The organism is Geodermatophilus sp. Leaf369 (assembly GCF_001424455.1).
GTDB lineage: Bacteria > Actinomycetota > Actinomycetes > Mycobacteriales > Geodermatophilaceae > Klenkia.
Genome location: NZ_LMQA01000005.1, coordinates 207,071 through 227,783, shown reverse-complemented (window position 1 = coordinate 227,783; position 20,713 = coordinate 207,071). Strand labels below are relative to the sequence as shown.

At 71.8% G+C, this 20,713-nt stretch carries 21 protein-coding genes and 1 pseudogene; 8 read left to right on the top strand and 14 right to left on the bottom strand.

The annotated features are described in order from the left end of the window. Positions 1 to 64: 64 nt before the first annotated feature. Positions 65 to 1,224: pseudogene (locus ASG36_RS20195) on the bottom strand (IS30 family transposase). A 227-nt stretch (positions 1,225 to 1,451) separates the two neighbouring features. Between ASG36_RS20195 and ASG36_RS20190 the strand changes: the two are divergent. The 3 genes from ASG36_RS20190 to ASG36_RS20180 all read left to right on the top strand — a co-directional run bounded on the left by ASG36_RS20190 (position 1,452) and on the right by ASG36_RS20180 (position 3,262). Next, the gene (locus ASG36_RS20190) at positions 1,452 to 2,591 is read left to right on the top strand and encodes an aminotransferase class V-fold PLP-dependent enzyme (protein ID WP_235495353.1); all 1,140 of its coding nucleotides are present in this window, start codon (positions 1,452 to 1,454) and stop codon (positions 2,589 to 2,591) included. A gap of 150 nt (positions 2,592 to 2,741) precedes the next feature. Continuing rightward, a complete protein-coding gene (locus ASG36_RS20185) occupies positions 2,742 to 3,005 on the top strand; it encodes a type II toxin-antitoxin system Phd/YefM family antitoxin (protein ID WP_055768754.1) in 264 nt (87 codons plus the stop codon). Continuing rightward, positions 3,002 to 3,262, top strand: a complete 261-nt coding sequence (locus tag ASG36_RS20180) for a type II toxin-antitoxin system RelE/ParE family toxin (RefSeq protein WP_055768474.1) — start codon at positions 3,002 to 3,004, stop codon at positions 3,260 to 3,262. Before ASG36_RS20185 ends, ASG36_RS20180 begins: the two co-directional genes overlap by 4 nt. A gap of 936 nt (positions 3,263 to 4,198) precedes the next feature. Here ASG36_RS20180 and ASG36_RS20175 read toward each other — a convergent pair. The 13 genes from ASG36_RS20175 to ASG36_RS20125 all read right to left on the bottom strand — a co-directional run bounded on the left by ASG36_RS20175 (position 4,199) and on the right by ASG36_RS20125 (position 15,909). Next, entirely contained in the window at positions 4,199 to 5,026 is an 828-nt protein-coding gene (locus ASG36_RS20175) for a mycofactocin-coupled SDR family oxidoreductase (RefSeq protein WP_055768471.1), read from the bottom strand. A gap of 5 nt (positions 5,027 to 5,031) precedes the next feature. Next, the gene (locus tag ASG36_RS20170; RefSeq protein WP_082523362.1) at positions 5,032 to 6,210 is read right to left on the bottom strand and encodes an LLM class flavin-dependent oxidoreductase; all 1,179 of its coding nucleotides are present in this window, start codon (positions 6,208 to 6,210) and stop codon (positions 5,032 to 5,034) included. A gap of 134 nt (positions 6,211 to 6,344) precedes the next feature. Further along, positions 6,345 to 6,887, bottom strand: coding sequence for a GTP cyclohydrolase II RibA (gene ribA / locus ASG36_RS22805; protein WP_304437809.1), 543 nt, complete (start codon positions 6,885 to 6,887; stop codon positions 6,345 to 6,347). A gap of 50 nt (positions 6,888 to 6,937) precedes the next feature. Beyond that, on the bottom strand, positions 6,938 to 7,650 hold a 713-nt coding region (gene ribB / locus ASG36_RS22800), incomplete at its 3' end, for a 3,4-dihydroxy-2-butanone-4-phosphate synthase (protein ID WP_235495352.1). A 59-nt stretch (positions 7,651 to 7,709) separates the two neighbouring features. Further along, on the bottom strand, positions 7,710 to 7,847 hold the full coding sequence (locus ASG36_RS22795; protein WP_255354662.1) for a hypothetical protein: 138 nt from the start codon (positions 7,845 to 7,847) through the stop codon (positions 7,710 to 7,712). Positions 7,848 to 7,893: 46 nt separating this feature from the next. Next, positions 7,894 to 8,148 (bottom strand): flavin reductase family protein (locus ASG36_RS22790; RefSeq protein ID WP_255354661.1); only part of this gene is annotated, 255 nt, incomplete at its 3' end. Between the two features lie 5 nt (positions 8,149 to 8,153). Then, positions 8,154 to 8,365, bottom strand: a 212-nt coding sequence (locus ASG36_RS22785) for a flavin reductase family protein (protein WP_162245195.1), incomplete at its 3' end; no start/stop codon positions are given. Positions 8,366 to 8,470: 105 nt separating this feature from the next. After that, on the bottom strand, positions 8,471 to 9,430 hold the full coding sequence (locus ASG36_RS20150) for an alpha/beta hydrolase (protein WP_055768462.1): 960 nt from the start codon (positions 9,428 to 9,430) through the stop codon (positions 8,471 to 8,473). Between the two features lie 31 nt (positions 9,431 to 9,461). Beyond that, entirely contained in the window at positions 9,462 to 10,955 is a 1,494-nt protein-coding gene (locus tag ASG36_RS20145) for an aldehyde dehydrogenase (RefSeq protein ID WP_055768459.1), read from the bottom strand. Next, the gene (locus ASG36_RS20140; RefSeq protein ID WP_055768455.1) at positions 10,952 to 12,136 is read right to left on the bottom strand and encodes a CaiB/BaiF CoA-transferase family protein; all 1,185 of its coding nucleotides are present in this window, start codon (positions 12,134 to 12,136) and stop codon (positions 10,952 to 10,954) included. The genes ASG36_RS20145 and ASG36_RS20140 overlap by 4 nt, the downstream gene beginning before the upstream one ends. Position 12,137: 1 nt before the next feature. Continuing rightward, the gene (locus ASG36_RS20135; protein WP_055768453.1) at positions 12,138 to 13,088 is read right to left on the bottom strand and encodes an amidohydrolase family protein; all 951 of its coding nucleotides are present in this window, start codon (positions 13,086 to 13,088) and stop codon (positions 12,138 to 12,140) included. Then, a complete protein-coding gene (locus ASG36_RS20130) occupies positions 13,085 to 14,212 on the bottom strand; it encodes an NDMA-dependent alcohol dehydrogenase (protein ID WP_055768449.1) in 1,128 nt (375 codons plus the stop codon). Before ASG36_RS20130 ends, ASG36_RS20135 begins: the two co-directional genes overlap by 4 nt. Before the next feature lie 44 nt (positions 14,213 to 14,256). Continuing rightward, on the bottom strand, positions 14,257 to 15,909 hold the full coding sequence (locus ASG36_RS20125) for an NAD(P)/FAD-dependent oxidoreductase (RefSeq protein WP_235495335.1): 1,653 nt from the start codon (positions 15,907 to 15,909) through the stop codon (positions 14,257 to 14,259). 235 nt (positions 15,910 to 16,144) lie between these two features. On the opposite strand from ASG36_RS20125, the gene ASG36_RS20120 reads away from it, so the two are divergent. From ASG36_RS20120 to ASG36_RS20100, 5 genes are read left to right on the top strand one after another with little or no spacing between them, the layout of a single operon-like run. Continuing rightward, positions 16,145 to 17,356 carry an ABC transporter substrate-binding protein gene (locus ASG36_RS20120; RefSeq protein ID WP_055768445.1) on the top strand — a complete coding sequence of 404 codons (1,212 nt, stop codon included), beginning with the start codon at positions 16,145 to 16,147 and terminating at the stop codon, positions 17,354 to 17,356. A gap of 50 nt (positions 17,357 to 17,406) precedes the next feature. After that, complete coding sequence (locus ASG36_RS20115; RefSeq protein WP_055768442.1) at positions 17,407 to 18,297, top strand: branched-chain amino acid ABC transporter permease; 891 nt, start codon at positions 17,407 to 17,409, stop codon at positions 18,295 to 18,297. Further along, positions 18,294 to 19,199, top strand: coding sequence for a branched-chain amino acid ABC transporter permease (locus tag ASG36_RS20110; RefSeq protein ID WP_055768439.1), 906 nt, complete (start codon positions 18,294 to 18,296; stop codon positions 19,197 to 19,199). The genes ASG36_RS20115 and ASG36_RS20110 overlap by 4 nt, the downstream gene beginning before the upstream one ends. Then, on the top strand, positions 19,196 to 19,939 hold the full coding sequence (locus ASG36_RS20105) for an ABC transporter ATP-binding protein (protein WP_055768436.1): 744 nt from the start codon (positions 19,196 to 19,198) through the stop codon (positions 19,937 to 19,939). Before ASG36_RS20110 ends, ASG36_RS20105 begins: the two co-directional genes overlap by 4 nt. Next, a complete protein-coding gene (locus tag ASG36_RS20100; RefSeq protein WP_055768433.1) occupies positions 19,936 to 20,652 on the top strand; it encodes an ABC transporter ATP-binding protein in 717 nt (238 codons plus the stop codon). Before ASG36_RS20105 ends, ASG36_RS20100 begins: the two co-directional genes overlap by 4 nt. Positions 20,653 to 20,713 lie beyond the last annotated feature (61 nt).

Genomic DNA, 20,713 nt, shown 5'->3' with positions numbered 1-20,713 from the left:
GGCGCGACCGCCTTGGCCGTTAGAGAGCTGATCAAGACATGGGGTATCACAAACCCCGGCGGTCTCAACGGGTGTGTGCAACGGCCTCGTTGAATGCTGCGGCGGGAGTCTTCCAGCCCAGGGTCTGTCGGGGTCGGCCGTTGAGTCGTGCGGCGATGGCGTCGAGGTCGTGCTGGGTGAAGGTGGCCAGGTCAGCGCCTTTGGGTAGGTACTGGCGGAGGAGGCCGTTGGTGTTCTCGTTGCTGCCTCGCTGCCAGGGGCTCTTGGGGTCGCAGAAGTAGACGTCGACGCCGGTGGCCACAGTGAACTGTGCGTGGGTGGCCATCTCCTTGCCCTGGTCCCAGGTCAGTGACCGGCGCAACTGGGCTGGCACCCGCCTGATCGCTGCGGCCAGAGCCGGGTGGACCTGCTCGGCCTTCTTGCCTTCCGGTAGCGCCACCAACGCCACGAACCGAGTGGTGCGCTCCACCAGGGTCGCCACTGCGCTGGGCAGCTTGCCCAAGACGAGGTCGCCCTCCCAGTGCCCGGGGACCGCCCGGTCGGTGGCCTCGGCGGGTCGTTCGGAGATCGGGACCATCCCGCGCAGCTGCCCACGCCCGGAAGGCAACTTGGCCCCGCGCGGGTGCCGGGTCGCCCGCCCGGTGTGCGCAGCGACCGGGTCAACTCACGGGCCAAACCGCCCCTGGCCTGCACGAACAAGGTCAGGTAGATCGTCTCGTGGGAGACCCGCATCGCCTCATCGTCGGGGAAGTCCACGACCAAGCGTGACGCGATCTGCTGCGGAGACCACTCCAGGGCCAGCCCGCGCGTCACCTCCGCGCGAAGCCGCCCGTCGATCGCCAGCTTCGCCGGCTTGGGTCGCAGCGCCCGACGGTCAGCTGCGGCGTCGGCCGCCGCAGCCCGGTAGGCCACCCGCCCACCGTTGCGAGTCAGCTCCCGGCTGATCGTGGAGGGCTCCCGCCCCAGGCTGCGGGCGATCGCCCGCACCGACGCCCCGACGGCGATCCCGCGGCTGATCTCCTCCCGCTCGACCACGCTCAACGCCAGCGGCCCCCGCCGCCGCCCTACCGGCCGTCTCCCACCACACGCCCTGACATGCCGGTGCACCGTGGCATGGGTCAACCCCAACGACCGGCCGATCCCGCGCAGTGACTCACCAGCCCGCCACCGCGCCCACAACTGATCCTGCTGCTCCACCGACAACCCCACCGGACCACCCCTCAGACCACGACACCGTGATCATCTGCAGAGGCTGTTGCATCCACCCGTTGAGACCGCCGGGGTATTCGGTCCTACGGATCCGGGCCCGGAAGTCGTTCCAGAACCACAGCAGCGCCGGCGCCCCGGTGTCGCGGACGCGGGGGTGTTGGAGAAGGGCATCTGAAGACGCCCCTCGGTCGAGGGCGGCGAGGATGGTGAGGGGGGGGGGTGGCGCAGGAGATGCTGTGCCGATGCGGTCCGACGTTCTTGACTCCGTCCGTCAGCTGTACCCGGGCGCACGCTCGACGGTCTACCTGGATTCGGCGGCAGTCGGTCTGGTCTCGACCCGGGTGCGAACGGCGGTGGTCGAGCTGCTGAGCAGCCACATGGACGGGGGCATCGTGGCCGCCCCCTCCTGGCGCGTCCATCAGGAGTCAGTGCGGGCCGCAGCGGCGGAACTCGTAGGTGGGCGTCCGGACGGCATCTCCTTCACCCAGAACACGAGCACCGGGCTGGCCCTGGTCACCAATGGACTGCGGTGGGTGCCGGGGGACAACGTGGTGCTGCCCGCCCAGGAGTTCCCCAGCAACTCCTACCCGTGGCGTGGGCTGCGGGCCCTGGGGGTCGAGGTCCGCGAGGTCCCGATGCGCGACGGCGCTGCCGACCTGGACGCCCTCTCAGGGCTGGTCGACGACCGCACTCGGGTCGTGACGATCAGTGCCGTGCAGTACTCCTCCGGCCACCGGTACGACCTGGGGCGTGTCAGCGAGATCGCGCACCGACAGGGGGCGCTGCTGGTCGTGGACGGCACTCAGGCGGTCGGCGCGCTGGCTGTCGACGTCACGGGCCTCGACGTGCTGGCAGTCAGCGCCCACAAGTGGCTGTTGGGGCCTTTCGGCATTGGATTCGTTCACCTCTCGCAGCGCGCCCGCGACGTGCTGCGGCCCACGACCGTGGGATGGCTGTCTGTGGCCGATCCCTTCGCCTTCACCGTCGAGCCGGACCTCGCGACCGACGGCCGGCGCTTTGAGTCCGGCACCGAGAACGCTGCCGGTGTCGCCGGACTGGGAGCCACCCTGGACTTGCTGCACGAGCTGGGCCGGTCCGCGGTCGAGGAGACGGTGCTGGAGAACGCGGCGCTGCTGACCGAGCTGCTCCGGACCGCTGGGCTTGAGGTCCACCGGGCCATAGACCCGTCCGCCCACTCCGGCATCGTGATCGCCAGCCGCGCCGACATCAGTCCCGGGGCGCTGCACGAGGCGTTGCTCGTCGGCGGGGTCCGGTGCTCGCTGCGCGGGGCGGGCGTCCGCTTCGCCCCGCACTACTTCTCCAGCGAAGACGACCTGGCGCACGCCGCCCACGTCGCGGGGCAGGCGGTAACCAGTCCGTGAGCCAGGGGGGAGGCGACCGGATGGGCACAGGACTCCAGTCGGGCCGACCACCGTGAGCTGGCGAGACCACAAACCCGCCCCGCGGGCAACTGCGGCCGTGAGGGCCACGGACTGTGTACACAGTTACTAGTGCGGCGTACGGTGGGCAGCATGGACACCATCTCCGGTGAGGTAACCACTCGCGAGCTGCGCGTTCAGCTGTCTGACGTGTTGGGTCGCGCGATGTACGGCGGCGAGCGCATCGGGGTGACCCGCAACGGCAAGTTGGCTGCGGTGGTGGTCGGGGTGGCCGACCTGGAAGCCCTAGAAGCGCTGGAGATGGCCCAGGACGTGGCGGCCTATCGGGCGGCCAAGGCCGAGGACGACGGGGAGCGGGTGTCGTTGGCCGAGGTGCGTGACGAGCTCGCTGGGTGACGTACTCCGTCGAGTTCACCGCCGCGGCGGCCCGGCAGGTGCGCAAGCTGGACCGGCCGGTGCGTGTGCGGCTGGTCACTGCCATCGGTGGCCTGGCTGAGGAGCCCAGACCCGCGGGCGCGACCAAGCTGGTGGGGGAGCAGACCGCTTGCTGCATCAGGGTGGGGGACCACCGGGTCGTCTACGACGTCCTCGACGAGTTGCTGGTCGTCACCGTCTTCCGAACTAGACACCGCCGGGAGGTCCACGACCGCTGAGCCCTGGCTCCCGCAGCGGGCCGAGTACAGCAACCGGTACAGCAACGCGGTCTGGACGACCCCGCACAGCGAAAGACGACCTCGGACGCCGAACTCGTCTGACCTGCGGAAACAGGACGTGTGCTGACGACCGTGGACCCCCCCGCTGCTGGCTGGGGGTCAAGGGGTCGCAGGTTCACATCCTGTCAGCCCGACAGAGGAACAGCAGGTCAGAGGCGGGTCGCCCCATCGGGGCGGCCCGCTTCTCTGCGCACCTGACCCTGAGTCACGTGGTCGCCGCCGTCCAAGACATCCACGCGACCACATGAGCGCTGGTCACGAGGCTGTTCGACACCAGCCCGAGTCCTCGCCGGATCGACAGGTACAGCAACCGGTACAGCAACGCGCTCTCGATGACGTCGGCCGGACCGGTCAGGATGATGGCGGCAGCGCGGACGTCGGGCTCTCCTGGGCAGGTGGCGACGGGGTGGTCAGCTGCCGGTGGGCGTGGCGGTGAGACCGAGCATCGACCTGGACGAGCCCACGATCGACGTCGACGCCTCATGGACGTCAGCGCGTTCATCGCCCGGTGCCAGCTGCTGCGCAGGCAGTCGGACTGGCTCAGCGGCGAGCAGGCGCGGGTGGAAGCCTGCGCGGACCCGTGGTGCGGGTCCGGCCTGGACCGGCCGGGCGCGCAGGCGGTGTTCGCCGGCGCCCAGGCCCTGGCCGATCTCGGGGGTGTCCCGCGGTGCGGTCGGACCTGCCGGTCTGCGTCGTCGTCGGCGAGGTGGACCCGGTGGACGGCCAGTTCGCCCTCGAACGCGAGCTCGTGCGGCGAGACCAGGCGGGGATGCACCCCGGTGACGGCACGGGGCTGGGGCCCGGCCCAGGTTGGCAGGGGCGTCCCCCGAGAGGGGCGCCCCTGCACCCGGTGCTCCTCAGTTCACCAGCGGCCCGTCACAGTGACGCCCCCGCATCCACCACCAGCGTGGTGCCGGTGACGTAACGGCCGCTGTCGGCCACCAGGTAGACGATCGCCTCGGTGACGTCGTCGGACTCGATCGCGGCGACCGGCAGGGCGTTGAGCGTCACGCCGGCCTCCTCGAAGTCCTCCCGGGTCGGCTTCTCGAGGTCGGGTCGGAAGAGCTGGTAGAAGGCGTCGTTGAGGATCATGTCGGTCGCGACCGTGGTCGGGTGCACGCTGTTTACCCGGATCCGGTCGGCCGCCAGCTCCTTGGCCGCGACCTTCATCAGCCCCACGAGGCCGGCCTTGGCGGCCGAGTAGTGGGCCATGTTCTCGTTCGCGGTCAGCGCCGCCAGCGAGCTGGTGATCACGATCGAGCCGCCCCGCCCGCCGGCCACGACGTGCGGGGCCGCTGCCCGGATGGTGCGCCAGGCGCCGGACAGGTTGACGTCGATCATGGTCGACCAGGTGTCGTCCTCCATCTCCAGCAACCGGCTCGAGCTGAAGATGCCGGCGTTGACCAGCACGATGTCCAACCGGCCGAGCTCGGCCACCCCGGCGTCGACCGCCGACCGTAGGGCCGCGAGGTCCCGGATGTCGGCGGTCGAGGCGACGATGCGCCGGTCGAGGGCCTCGACCTGCCGCACCGTCTCGGCGAGGTCGGCCTCGGTGGCCGTGTCGTAGGCGACCGTCTCCACCGGGGCACAGACGTCCACGGCGATGATGTCGGCTCCCTCGGATGCCATCCGGACGGCGTGGTTCCTCCCCTGTCCGCGTGCGGCACCGGTGATGAACGCGACCTTGCCCTCGAGCAGGCCCATGCCGGTCAGGCCCGACCGGCGCGGTCGGCGGCGTACTTCTCGGTCATCGCGTCGACGGCCGCCTGGCTCTTGCTCACCAGGCCCTCCCGGCTGCGGCTGGCCCGCTCCTTGGCTGCTCGCAGCGACGCTGCCTGCCCCTGGAACTCGGGCATGACGAGTCGGGCCAGGAGCTGGTGGGAGCGGAGGGTGGCGTCCGGGTCGGCGAACTCGTGGTGCAGCAGCATGCAGGTGCCGAAGCCCCCGGACTGGTCCTGCCACTTCTGCATGAGCTCGACGAACATCTCCGGCGTGCCGATGACACCCAGGCCGTTGTCGTTGATGAAGTCGATCATCTCGTCGACGTTCTCGCCCTGGACGGCGAACTGCGGGAACGCGGCCACGTGCTGGAAGTAGCGGAAGAAGTCCGCGATGCCGAAGGCGACGTCCTTGCGGGCCTGTTCCTCGGTGGCGGCGAGGTGGACCATCGTCATGACCCGCCAGGTGGCGCGGTCGGCGACCTGGCCGTGCTCCTCCGCCTGCTCCTCCACGATGTTCCAGTGCTGGGCGAAGGTGTCGATGCCCTCGCCGGCTGCGGCGCCGATGGTCAGCAGGCCGATGCCGTGCTTGCCCGCCAGCTTGGCCCCGGTGGGGGAGACGACACCGGGCACGGCCATCTCGATCCGTGGCCGGGTGTACGGGCGCATCTGCAGCACGGCGTCCTTGAGCGTGAACCAGTCGGTCTCCATCGTCAGCGGCTCGTCGCTGCTGAGCAGGTGCAGCACGGCCTGGAGGCCCTCCTCCAGGCGCGGCCGGAGGACGGCGGGCTCGATGCCGATCATGGCCGAGTCGGTGGGCAGCGACCCCGGGCCGACCCCGAGCATGAAGCGACCTCGGGTGAGGTGGTCCAGCAGCATGGCGCGGTCGGCCACCCAGAGCGGGTGGTGGTAGGGCAGGGAGACCACCCCGGTGCCGAGCTTGATGTGCTTGGTGCGTTCGGCGGCGGCGGCGATGAAGACCTCCGGGGAGGCCACCAGCTCGGAACCGGCGGAGTGGTGCTCGCCGATCCACACCTCGTCGTAGCCGAGCTGGTCCAGCCGCTGGATGAGCTCCAGGTCGCGCTGGAGCGCCAGGGTCGGGTTCTGCACGGAGTTGTGCATCGGCGCCATGAACATCCCGAACTTCATGTGGCCTTCTGCGGTGTTCATCAAGTGGTCCCTTCGCTCGACTGCGCTGTCGTTGCCGGGTGACGTGCTGGGTGCGCCGAGGCGCGGACGACGGTCGTCGACGACCGTCCACCGGGCGACCGTGTCCTGCGTCACACCGGCTGTCAAGGGGGAGGTCAGGTGCCTCCGACGGGTCGCTCGACCACGAGGGCAGCCCGGTGCGCGGGGTCGATCGCGTGGCCCATCCGCTCCCGCTTGGTGCGCAGGTAGCGCACGTTGTGTGCGGTCTCCACGGTGGGGAGGGCGATGCGGCCGGTGATGGTGAGGCCGTAGCCGTCGAGGCCCCCGTACTTGGCGGGGTTGTTGGTGATGAGCCGGATGCGGGTGGCGCCGAGGTCGCCGAGGATCTGGGCGCCGACGCCGTAGGAGCGGCTGTCGACCGGGAGGCCCTGGGCGGTGTTGGCGTCGACGGTGTCCAGGCCCTGCTCCTGCAGGGCGTAGGCGCGGATCTTGTGCCCGAGGCCGATGCCGCGGCCCTCGTGGCCGCGCAGGTACACGACCGCCCCGGCGCCCTCGGCGGCGATCGCGGCCAGTGCCTGCTCGAGCTGCCCGCCACAGTCACACCGCAGCGACCCGAGGATGTCCCCGGTCAGGCACTCCGAGTGCACCCGCACCAGCGCGCCCTCGGTGGTCCGGGAGGCCGCGGCGAGGTCGCCCATCACCAGGGCCAGGTGCTCGGTGCCGTCGAGGGTGTTGCGGTAGGCCGTGNCGCACCAGCGCGCCCTCGGTGGTCCGGGAGGCCGCGGCGAGGTCGCCCATCACCAGGGCCAGGTGCTCGGTGCCGTCGAGGGTGTTGCGGTAGGCCGTCGCCCGGAAGTCCCCGAACTCCGTGGGCATCGCGGAGGTGCCGACGACCTCGACGAGGCGTTCGGTGGCCCGGCGGTGCCGCACGAGGTCGGCGATCGCCAGCACGGGCAGGCCGTGTTCGGCGGCGAACGCGGTCAGGGAGGCACCGGCCCGCATGGAGCCGTCCTCGTCGACGATCTCCCCGATCACCCCGACCCCGGTGAGGCCGGCCATGGTGGTCAGGTCGACGGCGGCCTCGGTGTGCCCGGCGCGCATCAGCACCCCGCCGGCGCGGGCGATGAGCGGGAACACGTGCCCGGGACGACGCAACTGCGCAGGCGTCGTCGAGGCCAAAGCCAGCGCCTGGACGGTGGTGGCACGGTCCACCGCGGAGACGCCGGTGGAGGTGTCCAGCGCGTCGACGGTGACGGTGAACGCCGTCCCGTGTGCGTCGGTGTTGTCGGTGACCATCAGCGGCAGCTGCAGCTCAGCGGCCCGGGCGGCGGGCATCGGGGCGCAGACGATCCCGGTGGTGTGCCGCACGACGAAGGCCATCTGGGCCGGGGTGCACAGCTCGGCGGCGACGATGAAGTCGCCCTCGTTCTCCCGGTCCTCGTCGTCGACGACGATCACCATGCCGCCGGCGGCGAGTGCGGCGACGGCGGTCTGCACGGCCTCGGTCGGGGTGCGACGGGTCATGACGAGGCCTCCAGTGCGGCGTGGGTGCCGAACACCCTCGAGTGGTAGGTCAGCGGCGCACCGTCGGCGGTGTCCGCGGCCAGCACGGTGCCCAGGGCGACGACGTGGTCCCCGCCCTCGACCAGGGAGGCCACCTCGCAGGCCAGCCAGCCCGGCGCCCCGGGCAACCGGGGCAGGCCNCAGCACGGTGCCCAGGGCGACGACGTGGTCCCCGCCCTCGACCAGGGAGGCCACCTCGCAGGCCAGCCAGCCCGGCGCCCCGGGCAACCGGGGCAGGCCGGAGGAGGGTTCCCAGTCGACGGTGGCGAACTTGTCGGTGCCCTTGCGGGCGAAGGACAGGGCCAGCGCCGACTGGGTGGAGCCCAGCACGTTGACCCCGAACCGGCCGGTGTCCCGGACCAGGGCCAGCAGGTCCGACCCCCGGTCCAGGGACACCAGCNGCCAGCGCCGACTGGGTGGAGCCCAGCACGTTGACCCCGAACCGGCCGGTGTCCCGGACCAGGGCCAGCAGGTCCGACCCCCGGTCCAGGGACACCAGCACCATCGGGGGGTCCATCGACAACGACGCGAAGGCCGAGACCGTCGTCCCGTGCGGGACGCCGTCGGCTGACACCGCGGTCACCACCGACACCGGGGTCGCCACCCCGGCCATCACCTCACGGAACTGGGCGGACAGATCGGGCTGATCGGACACCTCGGGACCTCCTCGTCCTCGCCGTGCGGGTGGTGCTGGTCAGGAGTGCGCTGGGCCGACCGGTCAGGTGTCGGCCGGCGGGGGAGTGCCGGAGTGGTCCGATCGCGGGACGACTTCGCCGACGGCCGCGGCGATGCGGACCACCGCACCGTGCGCGACGTCGAACAGGTTGTGCATCCGCAGGAAGCCGTGCGCGACCCCGGGGCTGCGTTCGACCTGGGTGGGCACCCCCGCTGCTGACAGGGCGGCCGCGTAGGCCTCGCCCTCCCCACGGAGCACGTCGTGCTCGGCGGTCAGCACCAGGGCGGGCGGCAGGCCCGCGAGGTCGGTCGCTCGCAGCGGTGCGACGTCGGGGGAGTGGCGGAGGTCGTCGTCCTGGCCCAGGTAGTGGTCCAAGAACCACCGCATGTCGGCCCGGGTGAGCGGCAGCCCGGTGCCGAACTCGGTGTACGTGGGCCCGTCGGTGTCGGTGTCGGTCACCGGGTAGACCAGGACCTGCAGTCGGCACTCCAGCTCCCGGTGCCTGCGGAGCGCGACGGTGAGCAGGTTCGCGCCGGCGCTGTCCCCGGCGGCGACCCACGGCAGGTCGGCCCCCACCAGGTCGACGCGGGCGGACTGCACGTGGGCGAGCACGTCCTCGACGTCCTCGAGGCCGGCCGGGAAGGGGTGCTCGGGGGCCAGCCGGTAGTCCGGCAGCAGCACTGCGCACCCGGTCCGCGAGGCCAGTTCGCGACCCAGGGTCTCGAAGTCCTCGGGCTCACCGACCACCCAGCCGCCGCCGTGCACGTAGACCAGCACGCCGGTGACACCACCGTGTGGCACGAGCAGCAGCGACCGCACCGATCCCGACCGGGTGGGGACGGCGACCTCCCGGCGCTCGAGCAGGTCCGGGCCCTCGCCCAGCCCGGCCCGCCCGGCTGCGACGAGTGCCCGGGCGTCCTCGGGTGAGCCGGCCGAGAGCCCGGGGGCACCGGCGGCGCGCTGGCGCTCGAGCAGGGCGGCGACGAACGGGTGCAGGGTCACGAGGTCCTCCGGTGGGTCGGTCGGGGCCGGGTCAGTCGAGCTTCAGCCAGACGGTCTTGGTGCCCAGGTACTCGTCCAGGTGCTCCACGCCGCCCTCCTTGCCGTAGCCGCTCATCTTGAAGCCGCCGAAGGGCACCGCCGGGTCGAGTGCGTGGTAGGTGTTCACCCAGACCGTCCCGGCGTCCAGCCGGTGCGCGAGGTGGTGGGCACGGCCGACGTCGCGGGTGAAGACGCCGGCGGCGAGGCCGTACGGCGTGGCGTTGGCCCGCTCGACGGCCTCGTCGAGGGTGTCGAAGGGCATCGCCGAGATGACCGGGCCGAAGATCTCCTCGCGGGCGATCGTCATGGAGTCCTCGACGTCGGCGAAGACCGTCGGTGCCACGAAGTTGCCCGCGGCCAGATCGCCGGTGGTGAGCCGCTCGCCGCCGGCGACCACGCGGGCGCCCTCCGAGCGGCCGGAGTCCAGGAACCCGCAGACCCGCTCCAGCTGGCGGGCCGACACCAGTGGGCCGATCTCGGTGGCCGGGTCCGAGCCGGCGCCGACGGTCAGCGCCCGGGCGTAGTCGCCGAGCCGCTCCACGAACTCGTCGTGGATCGAGCGCTCCACCAACAGGCGGGAGCCGGCGATGCAGATCTGCCCCGAGTTCGCGAACGCGGAGAGCCCGACGGTGGGCACCGTGGCGTCGAGGTCGGCGTCGGCGCAGACGATCAGCGGGGACTTGCCGCCCAGCTCCAGCGAGACCCGCTTCAGGTTGCCGGCCGAGGCCCGGATGATGCTCTGCCCGGTGGCGGTCGAGCCGGTGAAGACGACCTTGTCGACGCCGGGGTGCTCGGCCAGCGGCGCGCCGGCCTCGACCCCGGTGCCGGTGACGACGTTGACGACCCCGTCGGGCACACCGGCCTCGGCCATCAGGTCGGCGATGAGCAGCGGGGTGAGCGGGGCCTCCTCCGACGGCTTGAGCACGATCGTGCAGCCGGTGGCCAGCGCCGGGCCGATCTTCCAGACCGAGGCGGCGGTCGGGGCGTTCCACGGGATGATGGCGCCGACCACGCCGACCGGCTCGCGGCGGGTGTAGGAGAAGTACTCACCCGGCAGCGAGTTGTCGATCGTCTTGCCGTCCAGCGTGGTGGCCAGCCCCGCGTAGAAGCGCAGCATCCCGGTGACCCTGCCCTTGTCGGCGCGGCTGCGGGACAACGGCTTGCCCATGTCCAGGGTGTCCGAGCCCGACAGCTCGTCCCAGTGCGTCTCGAACAGGTCTGCGATCCGCAGGAGCAGCAGCTGGCGCTGGGCCGGGGTCCAGCGCCGCCACGGTCCGGTGAAGGCCCGGCGGGCGGCCGCGACCGCGAGGTCGACGTCCGCCGCGCCGGAGCGGGGCACCTGGGCGAGCTCCTGGCCGGTGGCCGGGTCCAGGGTCGGCATGGTCTGTCCGGACACGGCGTCGACCCACGCCCCGTCGATGAACATCTGCCGGGACCGGCCGTCGATGGGGAAGCGCGAGGTGGTCTGGTCCAGCGTGAGCGTCACGGTCGTGTCCCATCGGTCAGTGGGTGACCCTCGGCGTCCAGGCCGAGGTCGGTGAGGATCCGCGCGGAGTGCTCCCCGAGGTCCGGGGGCGGGTCCTGCCGGAAGGAGCGGACGCCGTTGTAGGAGATCGGGTGGTCGACCAGCCGGAAGTCGGGCACGTCGTCCTTGGGCCAGTCCCGGACCAGCCCGAGCGCCTGCACGTGCGGGTCGGCGACCACCTCGTCGACCGTGCGCACCTGGGAGCACGGCAACCCCGCCGCTCGCAGCAGGTCCTCCCACTCCTGGGCCTCGCGGGTCAGCAGCACGCCCTGCAGCACGTCGTGCAGGGCATCCCGGTGGGCGACCCGGTCGGCGTTGGTCGTGTAGTCGGGGTCATCCAGCAGCTCGGGGAGCTGGAGCGCCACGCACAGCCGGCGGAACAGGCTGTCGTTGAGCGCGGCGAGGAAGAAGTGCCCGGACTTCGTCAGGAAGCCCTCGTAGGGCGCCATCTGTCCGTGCTTGGACCCATGCGGGCGGGGGACGACGCCGCTGGCGAAGTAGTTGGAGGCCTGGTAGCCCATCCACGCGACCCCGGTCTCCAGCAGGCTGGTCTCCACCAGCTGGGCGGTGCCGTCGGCGTCCCGTGACCGCAGCGCCGCGAGCACCCCCAGGGCGGCCCACATGCCGGTGCCCTGGTCGACGATCGAGGGGCCGACCCGGGAGGGGATGCCGGCCGGGTCGCCGTTGATGCTCATGACGCCCGAAGCCGCCTGCACGATCGTGTCGTAGCCGGGGCGGTCGCGGTCGGGGCCGCGGCTGCCGAACCCGCTGATCGAGCAGTAGACGATCCGTGGGTTGACCGCCTTGAGCGCCTCGAACCCGAGGCCGCGCCGGTCCAGCGCGCCGCTGCGGTTGGACTCCACGACGACGTCCACGTGCTTGGCGAGCTCCAGCAGCACCCGGACACCGGCCTCGGTGTCGATGTCGGCGGTGAGGCTCTCCTTGTTCCGGTTGTTGGCCAGGAACAACGCGCTGTGCTCTCCCCAGGTGGGGGGCGTCCAATGCCGGGTGTCGTCACCGGTGCCGGGGCGTTCGACCTTGATGATCCGGGCGCCGAGGTCGCCCAGGACCATCGTGGCGTAGGGGCCCGCGAGGTTGCGGGTCAGGTCCAGCACGGTGATGCCCTCCATGGGAGCGGTCACCTCACACCTCCTGGTCCGGCCAGAACAGCTGCCGTGAGTTGTCGTGGAGCACCCGCCGGAGCTGGTCGGCCCCGACGTCGAGTGCACGGGCGTCGCGGGTGGCCCGCGCCATGTCCAGCAGCGGGTGGTCGGAGGCGTAGAGCACCTTGTCGGCGCCCGCCGTGCCGTGCCAGCCGCCGCGGATGAACTCCAGCAGCGGGGCGGGCCAGCGCTTGGGCGACCAGGCCGACGTGCAGATGTAGAAGTGGGGGTGCCGCGCTGCCAGCCGCACCGACGTCTCGGTCCACGGGTCGCCGATGTGGTGCGCCACGATGACCAGGTCGGGGAAGGCCAGGGCGATCTCGTCGAGGTGGGCGGGGTCGTGGTGGCTCATCGGCCACAGCGGGCCTGGTGCCCCGACGTGCACGAACACCGCCAGGCCCAGCTCGACGCAAGCCGCGAAGACCGGCCAGAACCACTTGTGGTTCGGCGGCATCCCCCACGGGGACGGCGTGAGGTGCACCCCGACGACCCCGTGCTCACGGTGCGCGTCCTGCACCAGCCGGACGTTGCGCATGACGTCCCAGTAGGTGCCGGGGCCCAGCTCCGGCGGGATGAGCGTCGCCACGCCCTTCAGCCGGCCACCCGACGCCGCGGTCAGGGCGCCGATCTCGGCGTGCACGGCGCGGACGCCGTCCTCGGAGGCCGCGTAGTAGACCTTGGCCGGCAGGATCGCCCTGGTGGTCCCGGCAGCGTCCATCGTGGCCAGCAGGTCCTCGAGGCCGACCCGCTCGACCGGTCGGCCGTCGGGGTCGGTGTGGGCGAAGGTGTGCATCACCCGGGCCAACCGGCGGTCCCCGTGCCAGTCCACGGTGTCCCCGCGCGGGTGCTCCGGGTCCTCTCCCCCCAGCCAGGGCGTGTGCAGGAAGGCGTCGACGACCGGGCCGTCGTACCCGGGTGCGGCTGTGGTCACGGGCGTGTCGCGGTGTAGTCGATCAGGCCGCGGATGTTCGAGCCGGCGTGCATGTCGCGGTAGCCCTGGGCGACGTCGTCCAGGGAGTAGCGGGTGGTGATGAGCTCGTCGAGCTGGAGCGCACCGGCCTGGTAGAGCCCCAGCAGCTTGGGGATGCTCACCCCGGGGGAGGAGGCACCGAACAGCGAGCCGACCAGCTTCTTCTGGAACAGCGTCAGCTCCGACAACGGGATCGGGACCCCGACGGCGCCGTGGTCGCCGAGGCCGGTCACCACCACGGTGCCGTCCTTGCGCACCCCGGCGAACGCAGCGGCGACGTGGTCCCCGGTGGTGACACCGACGGTGACGATCGCCGAGTCGGCGCCCTGCCCGTCGGTCATAGACCGGGCCAGGTCGGCTGCCTCCTCGATGCTCGACACGGCGTGCGTGGCGCCCATCGCCTGCGCCGTCTCCAGCTTGAACCCCACCGGGTCGACGGCGATGACGTTCATCGCCCCGGCGTGGGCGGCACCCTGCACCGCGTTGATGCCGATCCCGCCGATCCCCATCACGATCACCGTGTCGCCGGGGGAGACCCCGGCGGAGATGACCGCGGACCCCCACCCGGTGGCCACGCCGCAGCCGACCAGGCTGGCCACGTCCAGCGGGATGCTCGGGTCGATCTTCACCGCCGACATCACGTCGACGGTGGTGGTGGCGACGAAGGTGGAGATGCCGCACATCTGGCCCACCGGCTGCCCGTCCAGGCTGAGCCGGAAGCTGGACGGGTCGTCGAAGCGGTGCCCGGCCAACGTGTACTGCCCGTACTGGCAGAGGTTCTGACGGCCGCTCGCGCACCAGGTGCAGTGCCCGCAGCCGGGGACGGCGAGCACCACGTGGTCGCCCTCGCGGAAGCCGCGGGTGTTGAGCCCGACGGCGGTCACCACGCCGGCGCCCTCGTGCCCGCCGGCGAACGGGTAGATCCCGGCGGTGAGGTCGCCGGTGGCCATGTGGTCGTCGGAGTGGCACAGGCCGGAAGCGGCCAGCTCGACCTGGATCTCCCCGGGCCGGGGGTCCTCCAGCTCGAGGTCGACGACCTCGTACTCGCCGGGGGCCTGCCGGATGACTGCGCCGCGGGTCTGCATGGGGTGGGTGCTCCTCTGTCTCGGGTCTGCGGGTCTGGGGTCGGTCAGCGGGTGAGGCTGAAGCCGGTGTAGCCGTCGCGGGACACCTCGGCCAGCACCTGGCCGTAGGGGGCGTAACCGCCGACGTAGGGCATGAAGACGCGGGGCTTGCCGGGCACGTTCGCTCCGATCCACCACGAGTTGGCCTTGGGCAGCAGGGTGGCCTCGGCCCTGTCCAGGACGTGCTGCACCCAGCGCGCCTGGTCCGCCGGCTCGGCCTCGACCCGTCGCGCCCCGGTGGCGTGGGCGTGCTCGACGAGGTCGGAGATCCACTCCACGTGCTGCTCGATGGAGGCGACCATGTTCGTCAGCACGGAGGGGCTGCCCGGGCCCGTGACCGTGAAGAGGTTGGGGAAACCGGCCATCGCCACCCCGAGGTAGGCGGCGGGGCCGTCGGCCCACTCCTCGCGCAGCGACACCCCGTCCACTCCGCGGATGTCCATGGCCAGGAGGGCGCCGGTCATCGCGTCGTACCCGGTGGCGAACACGATCACGTCGAGCTCGTACTCGGCGTCCGTGGTGCGCACCCCGGCCGGGGTGATCTCGGTGATCGGAGCGGTGCGGACGTCGACCAGGGTCACGTCGTCCCGGTTGAAGATCGGGTAGTAGCCGGTGTCCAGCACGGGTCGGCGGGTGCCGAGCGGGTGGTCGTAGGGGCACAGCAGCTCGGCGGTCACCGGGTCGGTGACGATGTCGCGGATCTTCTGCCGGACGAACTCGGCGGCCGTCTCGTTGGCGGCCTCGTCCACGGTCAAGTCGGTGAAGACGCTGGTGAGCACCGGGCCGCCGTGCTCCCAGATGGCCTCGAAGACCTCCTGGCGCTCGTCGGCCGGGGTCGCCAACGCGGGCTTCTGGCCGGCGTAGGCGGGGACGGGGTAGCCGCGGGTGGTCTGCTTGGCCAGAGCCCGGTGCTCGGCGTACCGGGCCTTCAGCTCCCGTTCGAACTCCGGGTCCATCGGGCGGTTCTGGGCCGGCAGCACGTAGTTGGGGCTGCGCTGGAAGACCACCAGCTCCCCGGCGACCCCGGCGGTGGCGGTGGCGAACTGGACGCCGCTGGACCCGGTGCCGACGAGACCGACCCGCAGACCGGTCAGGTCCAGGCCCTCGCGCGGCCAGTCGGCGGTGTGCACCCACCGTCCGCGGAAGCTCTCCAGACCCGGGATGTCGGGGGGCCGCGGTACCGACAGGCACCCGGTGGCCATGACCACGAAGCGGCTGCGGTGGGTCTCGCCCCGGTCGGTGGTGAGCACCCACTCGTCGGCCAGCTGGTCGAAGACGGCGCTGAGCACCCGGGTCGAGCTCTCGATGTCGCGGGCCAGGTCGAAGCGGTCCACGACGTGCCGCAGGTAGTCCAGGATCTCGCCCTGGGCCGCGTACCGCTCGCTCCAGCTCCACTCCTGCTGCAGTGCCTCGTCGAAGGAGAAGGAGTAGTCGAAGCTCTGCACGTCGCAGCGGGCACCGGGGTACCGGTTGGCCGCCCACGTTCCTCCGGGGGCTTCCGGGGCGTCGAGGACCCGCACGGTGAGACCGGACCCGCGGAGTCGGTGCAGCGCGTAGAGACCGGCGAAGCCGGCGCCCACGACGAGCACGTCGACGGGTCCACGTGCTGTCTCCGTCGCGTCCTGGTCGAGGTCCTGCACGTCGTCCTGCACGTCCACGGTGCGCCTCCAGACAGCCCTCCTCGTCGAGGGACGTGGTGCACGTTACACACCGTCGACGTCGGTCGACCACGGTCGACACGGTGCCCACCGGGCTCGGATCTCGGATTGGATACGACGGTCGACCGTGGTCGACAGTGGCGCCGGTCACCTGTACGGTCCGCAGCCAGCACCTGCCCGAGGCACAGCCCGGGGTCAGGCGCCCTTCCCCCGCAACGACGCGAGAGGCACCGCCATGGACCGCACCACCACGAGATCTGCCCGGAGGTCACGGGCGGGCGCCGCCGTCGCCCTCGCCTCCACCGCTCTGCTGACCGTCTCCGCCTGCACGACCGGGGAGACCACGACCAGCGCCGAGGACGACGGCGGTGCGGTGCAGGTGCTCGTGCTCGCCGACATCACCGGCAAGGCGGCGTTCTTCGGTGAGGCCATCGAGCAGGCTGCGGACTTCGCCGAGTCCTACGTCAACGAGAACGGGGGCATCGACGGGCGCGACCTGGAGCTGACCGTCCAGGACACCACCTCGGACCCGGCCCGGGCCTCCACGTTGATGAACGACGCCGTGCGTGGCGACGTCGACGCCGTGGTGTTCGGCGTCCTGTCCGAGGAGGCGCTGACGATCGCGCCGCTGGCCCAGGACGCGGGGCTCCCGATGATCAACATCCAGGCCGCGGCGGACGGCGTCGTGGAGACCGGCGACGCGATCTGGCGGATCACCCCGCCGCAGCAGAACTTCTACCAGAACTACGCCGACTACTTGGCCGAGGAGAAGGACGTGCAGACGGCGTCGGTCTTCTACGTGACCGACAACGCCCCGTCGGTCACCCTGGCCACCGAGGTCGCCCCGGAGGCCTTCGGCAACGCCGGCATCGAGATCCTCGACTCGGTGTCCAGCACCTCCTCGGAGACCGACCTGACGACCGTCGCCTCACGCCTGCTGGCGGGCAACCCCGACCACATCCAGACCCAGGCGATCGGGGCACAGAACATCGCCCTGATCACCCAGCTCCGCCGCGCCGGCTTCACCGGCACCATCGGCGGTGGCACCAGCCTGGGTGCCGGTGCGCTCTCGGCGCTGGAGGGCGACGAGGCCGACGGCATCCTCTACTACTCCTCCTTCGTGGGGTCCGACGAGCTCGGGTACGAGTCGGGCCGGCAGTTCGTCAGCGACTACGAGGCCGCGGAGGACGTGCAGCCCAACACCTTCCACGCCGAGACCTTCGACGCGTTCCGGCTGATCCAGGAGGCGGTGGCCGCCTCCGGTGACGCCTCTCGCGCCGGCATCGTCGAGGGCCTGGCCCAGGTGGCCGCCGACGGCGGGCTGACCGGTGCCGCCCAGGCCGAGACCGTGACCTTCGAGAACCGTGACGCCCGCACCCCCGGCGTCGTCATCGAGTGGATGGACGGCCGCGAGACCCTGGCCCCCGGTCAGGACACCGGTGAGTGACCTCTCCGGCGTGACGTCGGACCACCCCGCGTTCGGCGGGGTGGTCTGACGTGGCCCAGAACCTGGTCAACGCCCTCTCGCTGGGTGCCATCTACGCCCTCTTCGCGATGGGCCTGAGCATCGCCTGGGCCGGTCTCAACGTGCTGAACCTGGCGCACGGGGCGATCTTCATGGTCGGCGCGCTCACCGCGTGGCTGATGACCGACTCCTTCCCCGGCGTCTCCTTCATCCTGGTCCTGCCGGCGGCGGTCGTGGTGTGTGGGCTGATCGCCCTGCTGATGGAGCTGCTCGTCTTCCGGCCCATCCGTCGGCGCGCCGTCGACGAGCACCAACGCACGCTCACCACCGTCATCGCGACGGTGGCCACGGCCGCCCTCCTGGTGGCCGCCGCCGAGCAGCTCACCGGCGGGCAGCCCCGCGGCCTGCCGGAAGGGCTGTTCAGCGTGCAGACCTTCCGCGTCGCCGGGGTCCAGGTCAGCGACATCCAGCTGGTGATCATCGCGGTCGCCGTGCTCGCCTCGGCCGGCATCGCCTGGTTCCTGACCCGCAGCCGACAGGGCCGCGCGCTGCGGGCGCTGTCCTTCGACCGGGACACCGCCAAGCTCACCGGCGTCTCGGTCGACCGGCTCTCCGCCCTCACCATCACCGCCACGGGAGCGGTGGCCGGTCTGGCCGGCGTGCTGCTCGCCGTCCAGGTCAACGCCGTCGACGCCACCATGGGGGAGTCGCTCTTGTTCAAGGCCTTCGCGGTGATCATCATCGCCGGGGTCGGCAGCATCGGGGCCACGGTCCTGGCCGCGGTCGCCCTCGCCGTCATCGAGACCGCCGTCGTCGCCTACTGGGTCTCCGACCTGCGCGACGTTGTCGTCTTCGGACTGATCATCGCCTTCCTGCTCGTCCGCCCGCAGGGCATCGCCGGGCGGGGGTGGCAGCGCGCATGACCGAGTTCCTGGCGGCCAACGCGCCGTTGCTGCGCAGCATCTCCGTGCTCACCCTGCTCGGGTACAGCGTCCACGTGGCGCTGCGGTCCGGGGTGTTCTCCTTCGCGACCGTCGGCTTCTACGCCGTCGGCGGCTACCTGACGGCGAACCTGCTGGAGGACGGTCTGCACCGCTACCTGGTGCTGCTGGCCGTCCTCGTGGCCACCGGGGTCGTCGCGGTGCTGGTCACCCCGGTGCTCACCCGGCTCCGCTACCTCTACCTGGCCATGGCCACCCTGGCGCTCACGCTCTTCGTGCAGTCCCTGGCCCAGTCCTGGCCGACCTACACCGGTGGCGCCCAGGGGCTGTTCGGCATCCCCCGGGTGCTGCTCCAGGGGGAGATGTTCACCCTGGTCATCGGGGTCGTGGTGCTGGTCTGGCTGACCCAGCGCTCAGCGGCCGGCCGGTCGATCGCCGCGCTCCGGCACGACGAGGTGCTCTCGGCCTCGGTCGGGGTCGACGTCCGGTCCACCCAGGCGCGGGCGTTCGTGGCCAGCGCGGTGATCGCCGGGACGGCCGGGTTCGTGCAGACCTCGAGCTTCGGGGTCTTCGGTCCCACCGACATCAGCTTCAGCGTCGTCGTCTCCTCCCTGACGGTGCTCGTCGTCGGCGGCGCCCTGCACTGGGTGGGTCCGCTGCTGGGCGGGGTCCTGGTGGCCGCACTGCCGATCTACCTGTCCGCGGCCGGCTCCTGGAACCTGATCCTGCAGGCGGTGGTCGTGCTCGTCGTCGTGGTCTACCGCCCCGACGGGCTCGCCGGGTTGTTCTCCTGGGCCTGGCGCCGGGTGCGCCGCCGGAAGCCACCGGCCGTCTCCACGTCACCTGCGCCCAGCCCTGCCGCGACCGAGGAGGTCACCCGATGAGCCGCCTGGAACTGGACGACGTCCGGGTGCACTTCGGCGGGGTCAAGGCCGTCGACGGGGTCAGCTTCGCGGTGGAGTCCGGCCAGCTGGTCGGCATGGTCGGGCCCAACGGCTCGGGCAAGAGCACCACCGTCAACGCCGTCACCCGCACCGCGGACCTCACGTCGGGCCGGATCACCTTCGACGGCGAGGACGTGTCCACGGTGCGCCCGCACGTGCTGCGACGGAAGGGCCTGGTGCGCACCTTCCAGGGCATCCGGCTGATCCCCGAGCTCAGCGTGCGGGACAACGTCCGGCTGGCCGCCGAACAGGACGGGAGCCGTCGCCGCTGGCGCGTCGGGCGCGGGGAGAAGCTGCCCTCCGACGCTGCGTGCGACGCGGCCCTGGAGCGCCTGGACCTGCTCGACGTCCGGGACGAGGCGCCGTCGGCACTGCCGTACGGGACCCAGCGACGGGTGGAGATCGCCCGCGCGCTGGCCACCGGACCGCGGCTGCTGCTGCTCGACGAACCGGTCGCGGGCATGAACCGCGCCGAACGGGAGGAGATCGCCGCCGTGCTCACCGACCTCAACTCCGACGGGCTGAGCATGCTCGTGATCGAGCACGACCTGCGGTTGCTGCTGGCCCTCAGCGACCACCTGGTGGTGCTGAACTTCGGGCGGCTGCTCGCCCAGGGGGAACCGGCCGCGACGGCGGCGCTGCCCGAGGTGCGCCAGGCCTACCTGGGGAGTGCGGCGTGACCGCCCTGGAGGTCGTCGGTGTCGACGTCCACCACGGGGCGGTGCACGCCGTCCGGGGCGTCGACCTGCGGGTGGAGGACGGCGAGGTGGTGGTCGTCGTCGGTCCCAACGGGGCGGGCAAGAGCTCCCTGCTCAACGCGGTGAGCGGCCTGGTCCCGCTGACCGCCGGGCGGGTGCTGGCCGGCGGGGTCGACGTCACCGGTCAGCAGGCGCACCGGATCGCCCGTTCCGGGCTGGTCCAGGTGCCCGAGGGGCGGCACGTCTTCGGTCCGCTCAGCGTCGAGGACAACCTCCTGCAGGGTGCCTACGGGGTGCGCTCCAAGGCGCGCACGGCCGAGCTGCTGGACCGGGTGTTGACGATGTTCCCGGTGCTGGCCGACCGGCGGAAGGGCGCGGCCGGCCTGCTCAGCGGCGGGGAGCAGCAGATGCTCGCCTTCGGTCGCGCGCTGATGGCCGACCCGACCACGCTCATGCTCGACGAGCCGTCCATGGGGTTGTCCCCGGCGCTGGTGGACCAGGTGGTCGAGGCCATCCGGGACATCGCCGCCCAGGGACTGTCGATCCTCATGGTCGAGCAGAACGCCGCGGCGGCGTTCGGGGTGGCCAGTCGGGCCTACGTGCTCGACCAGGGCTCGATCACGCTGACCGGTCCGGTCGAGCAGGTGGCCGACGACCCGAGGGTGGTCGAGGCGTTCCTGGGGATCGCACCGTGACGCCCCCGGCGGGCACGGCGGCGGTTCGCGGGTGGGATCCTCCTCCGACGGGGACGACGAC

Coding starts and splice junctions, on each gene's coding strand:
- ASG36_RS20190 (WP_235495353.1), top strand. CDS start 1,452: ATGCGGTCCGACGTTCTTGACTCCGTCCGTCAGCTGTACCCGGGCGCA.
- ASG36_RS20185 (WP_055768754.1), top strand. CDS start 2,742: ATGGACACCATCTCCGGTGAGGTAACCACTCGCGAGCTGCGCGTTCAG.
- ASG36_RS20175 (WP_055768471.1), bottom strand. CDS start 5,026: ATGGGCCTGCTCGAGGGCAAGGTCGCGTTCATCACCGGTGCCGCACGC.
- ASG36_RS20170 (WP_082523362.1), bottom strand. CDS start 6,210: ATGAACACCGCAGAAGGCCACATGAAGTTCGGGATGTTCATGGCGCCG.
- ribA (WP_304437809.1), bottom strand. CDS start 6,887: ATGGGCGACCTCGCCGCGGCCTCCCGGACCACCGAGGGCGCGCTGGTG.
- ASG36_RS20130 (WP_055768449.1), bottom strand. CDS start 14,212: ATGCAGACCCGCGGCGCAGTCATCCGGCAGGCCCCCGGCGAGTACGAG.
- ASG36_RS20120 (WP_055768445.1), top strand. CDS start 16,145: ATGGACCGCACCACCACGAGATCTGCCCGGAGGTCACGGGCGGGCGCC.
- ASG36_RS20110 (WP_055768439.1), top strand. CDS start 18,294: ATGACCGAGTTCCTGGCGGCCAACGCGCCGTTGCTGCGCAGCATCTCC.
- ASG36_RS20105 (WP_055768436.1), top strand. CDS start 19,196: ATGAGCCGCCTGGAACTGGACGACGTCCGGGTGCACTTCGGCGGGGTC.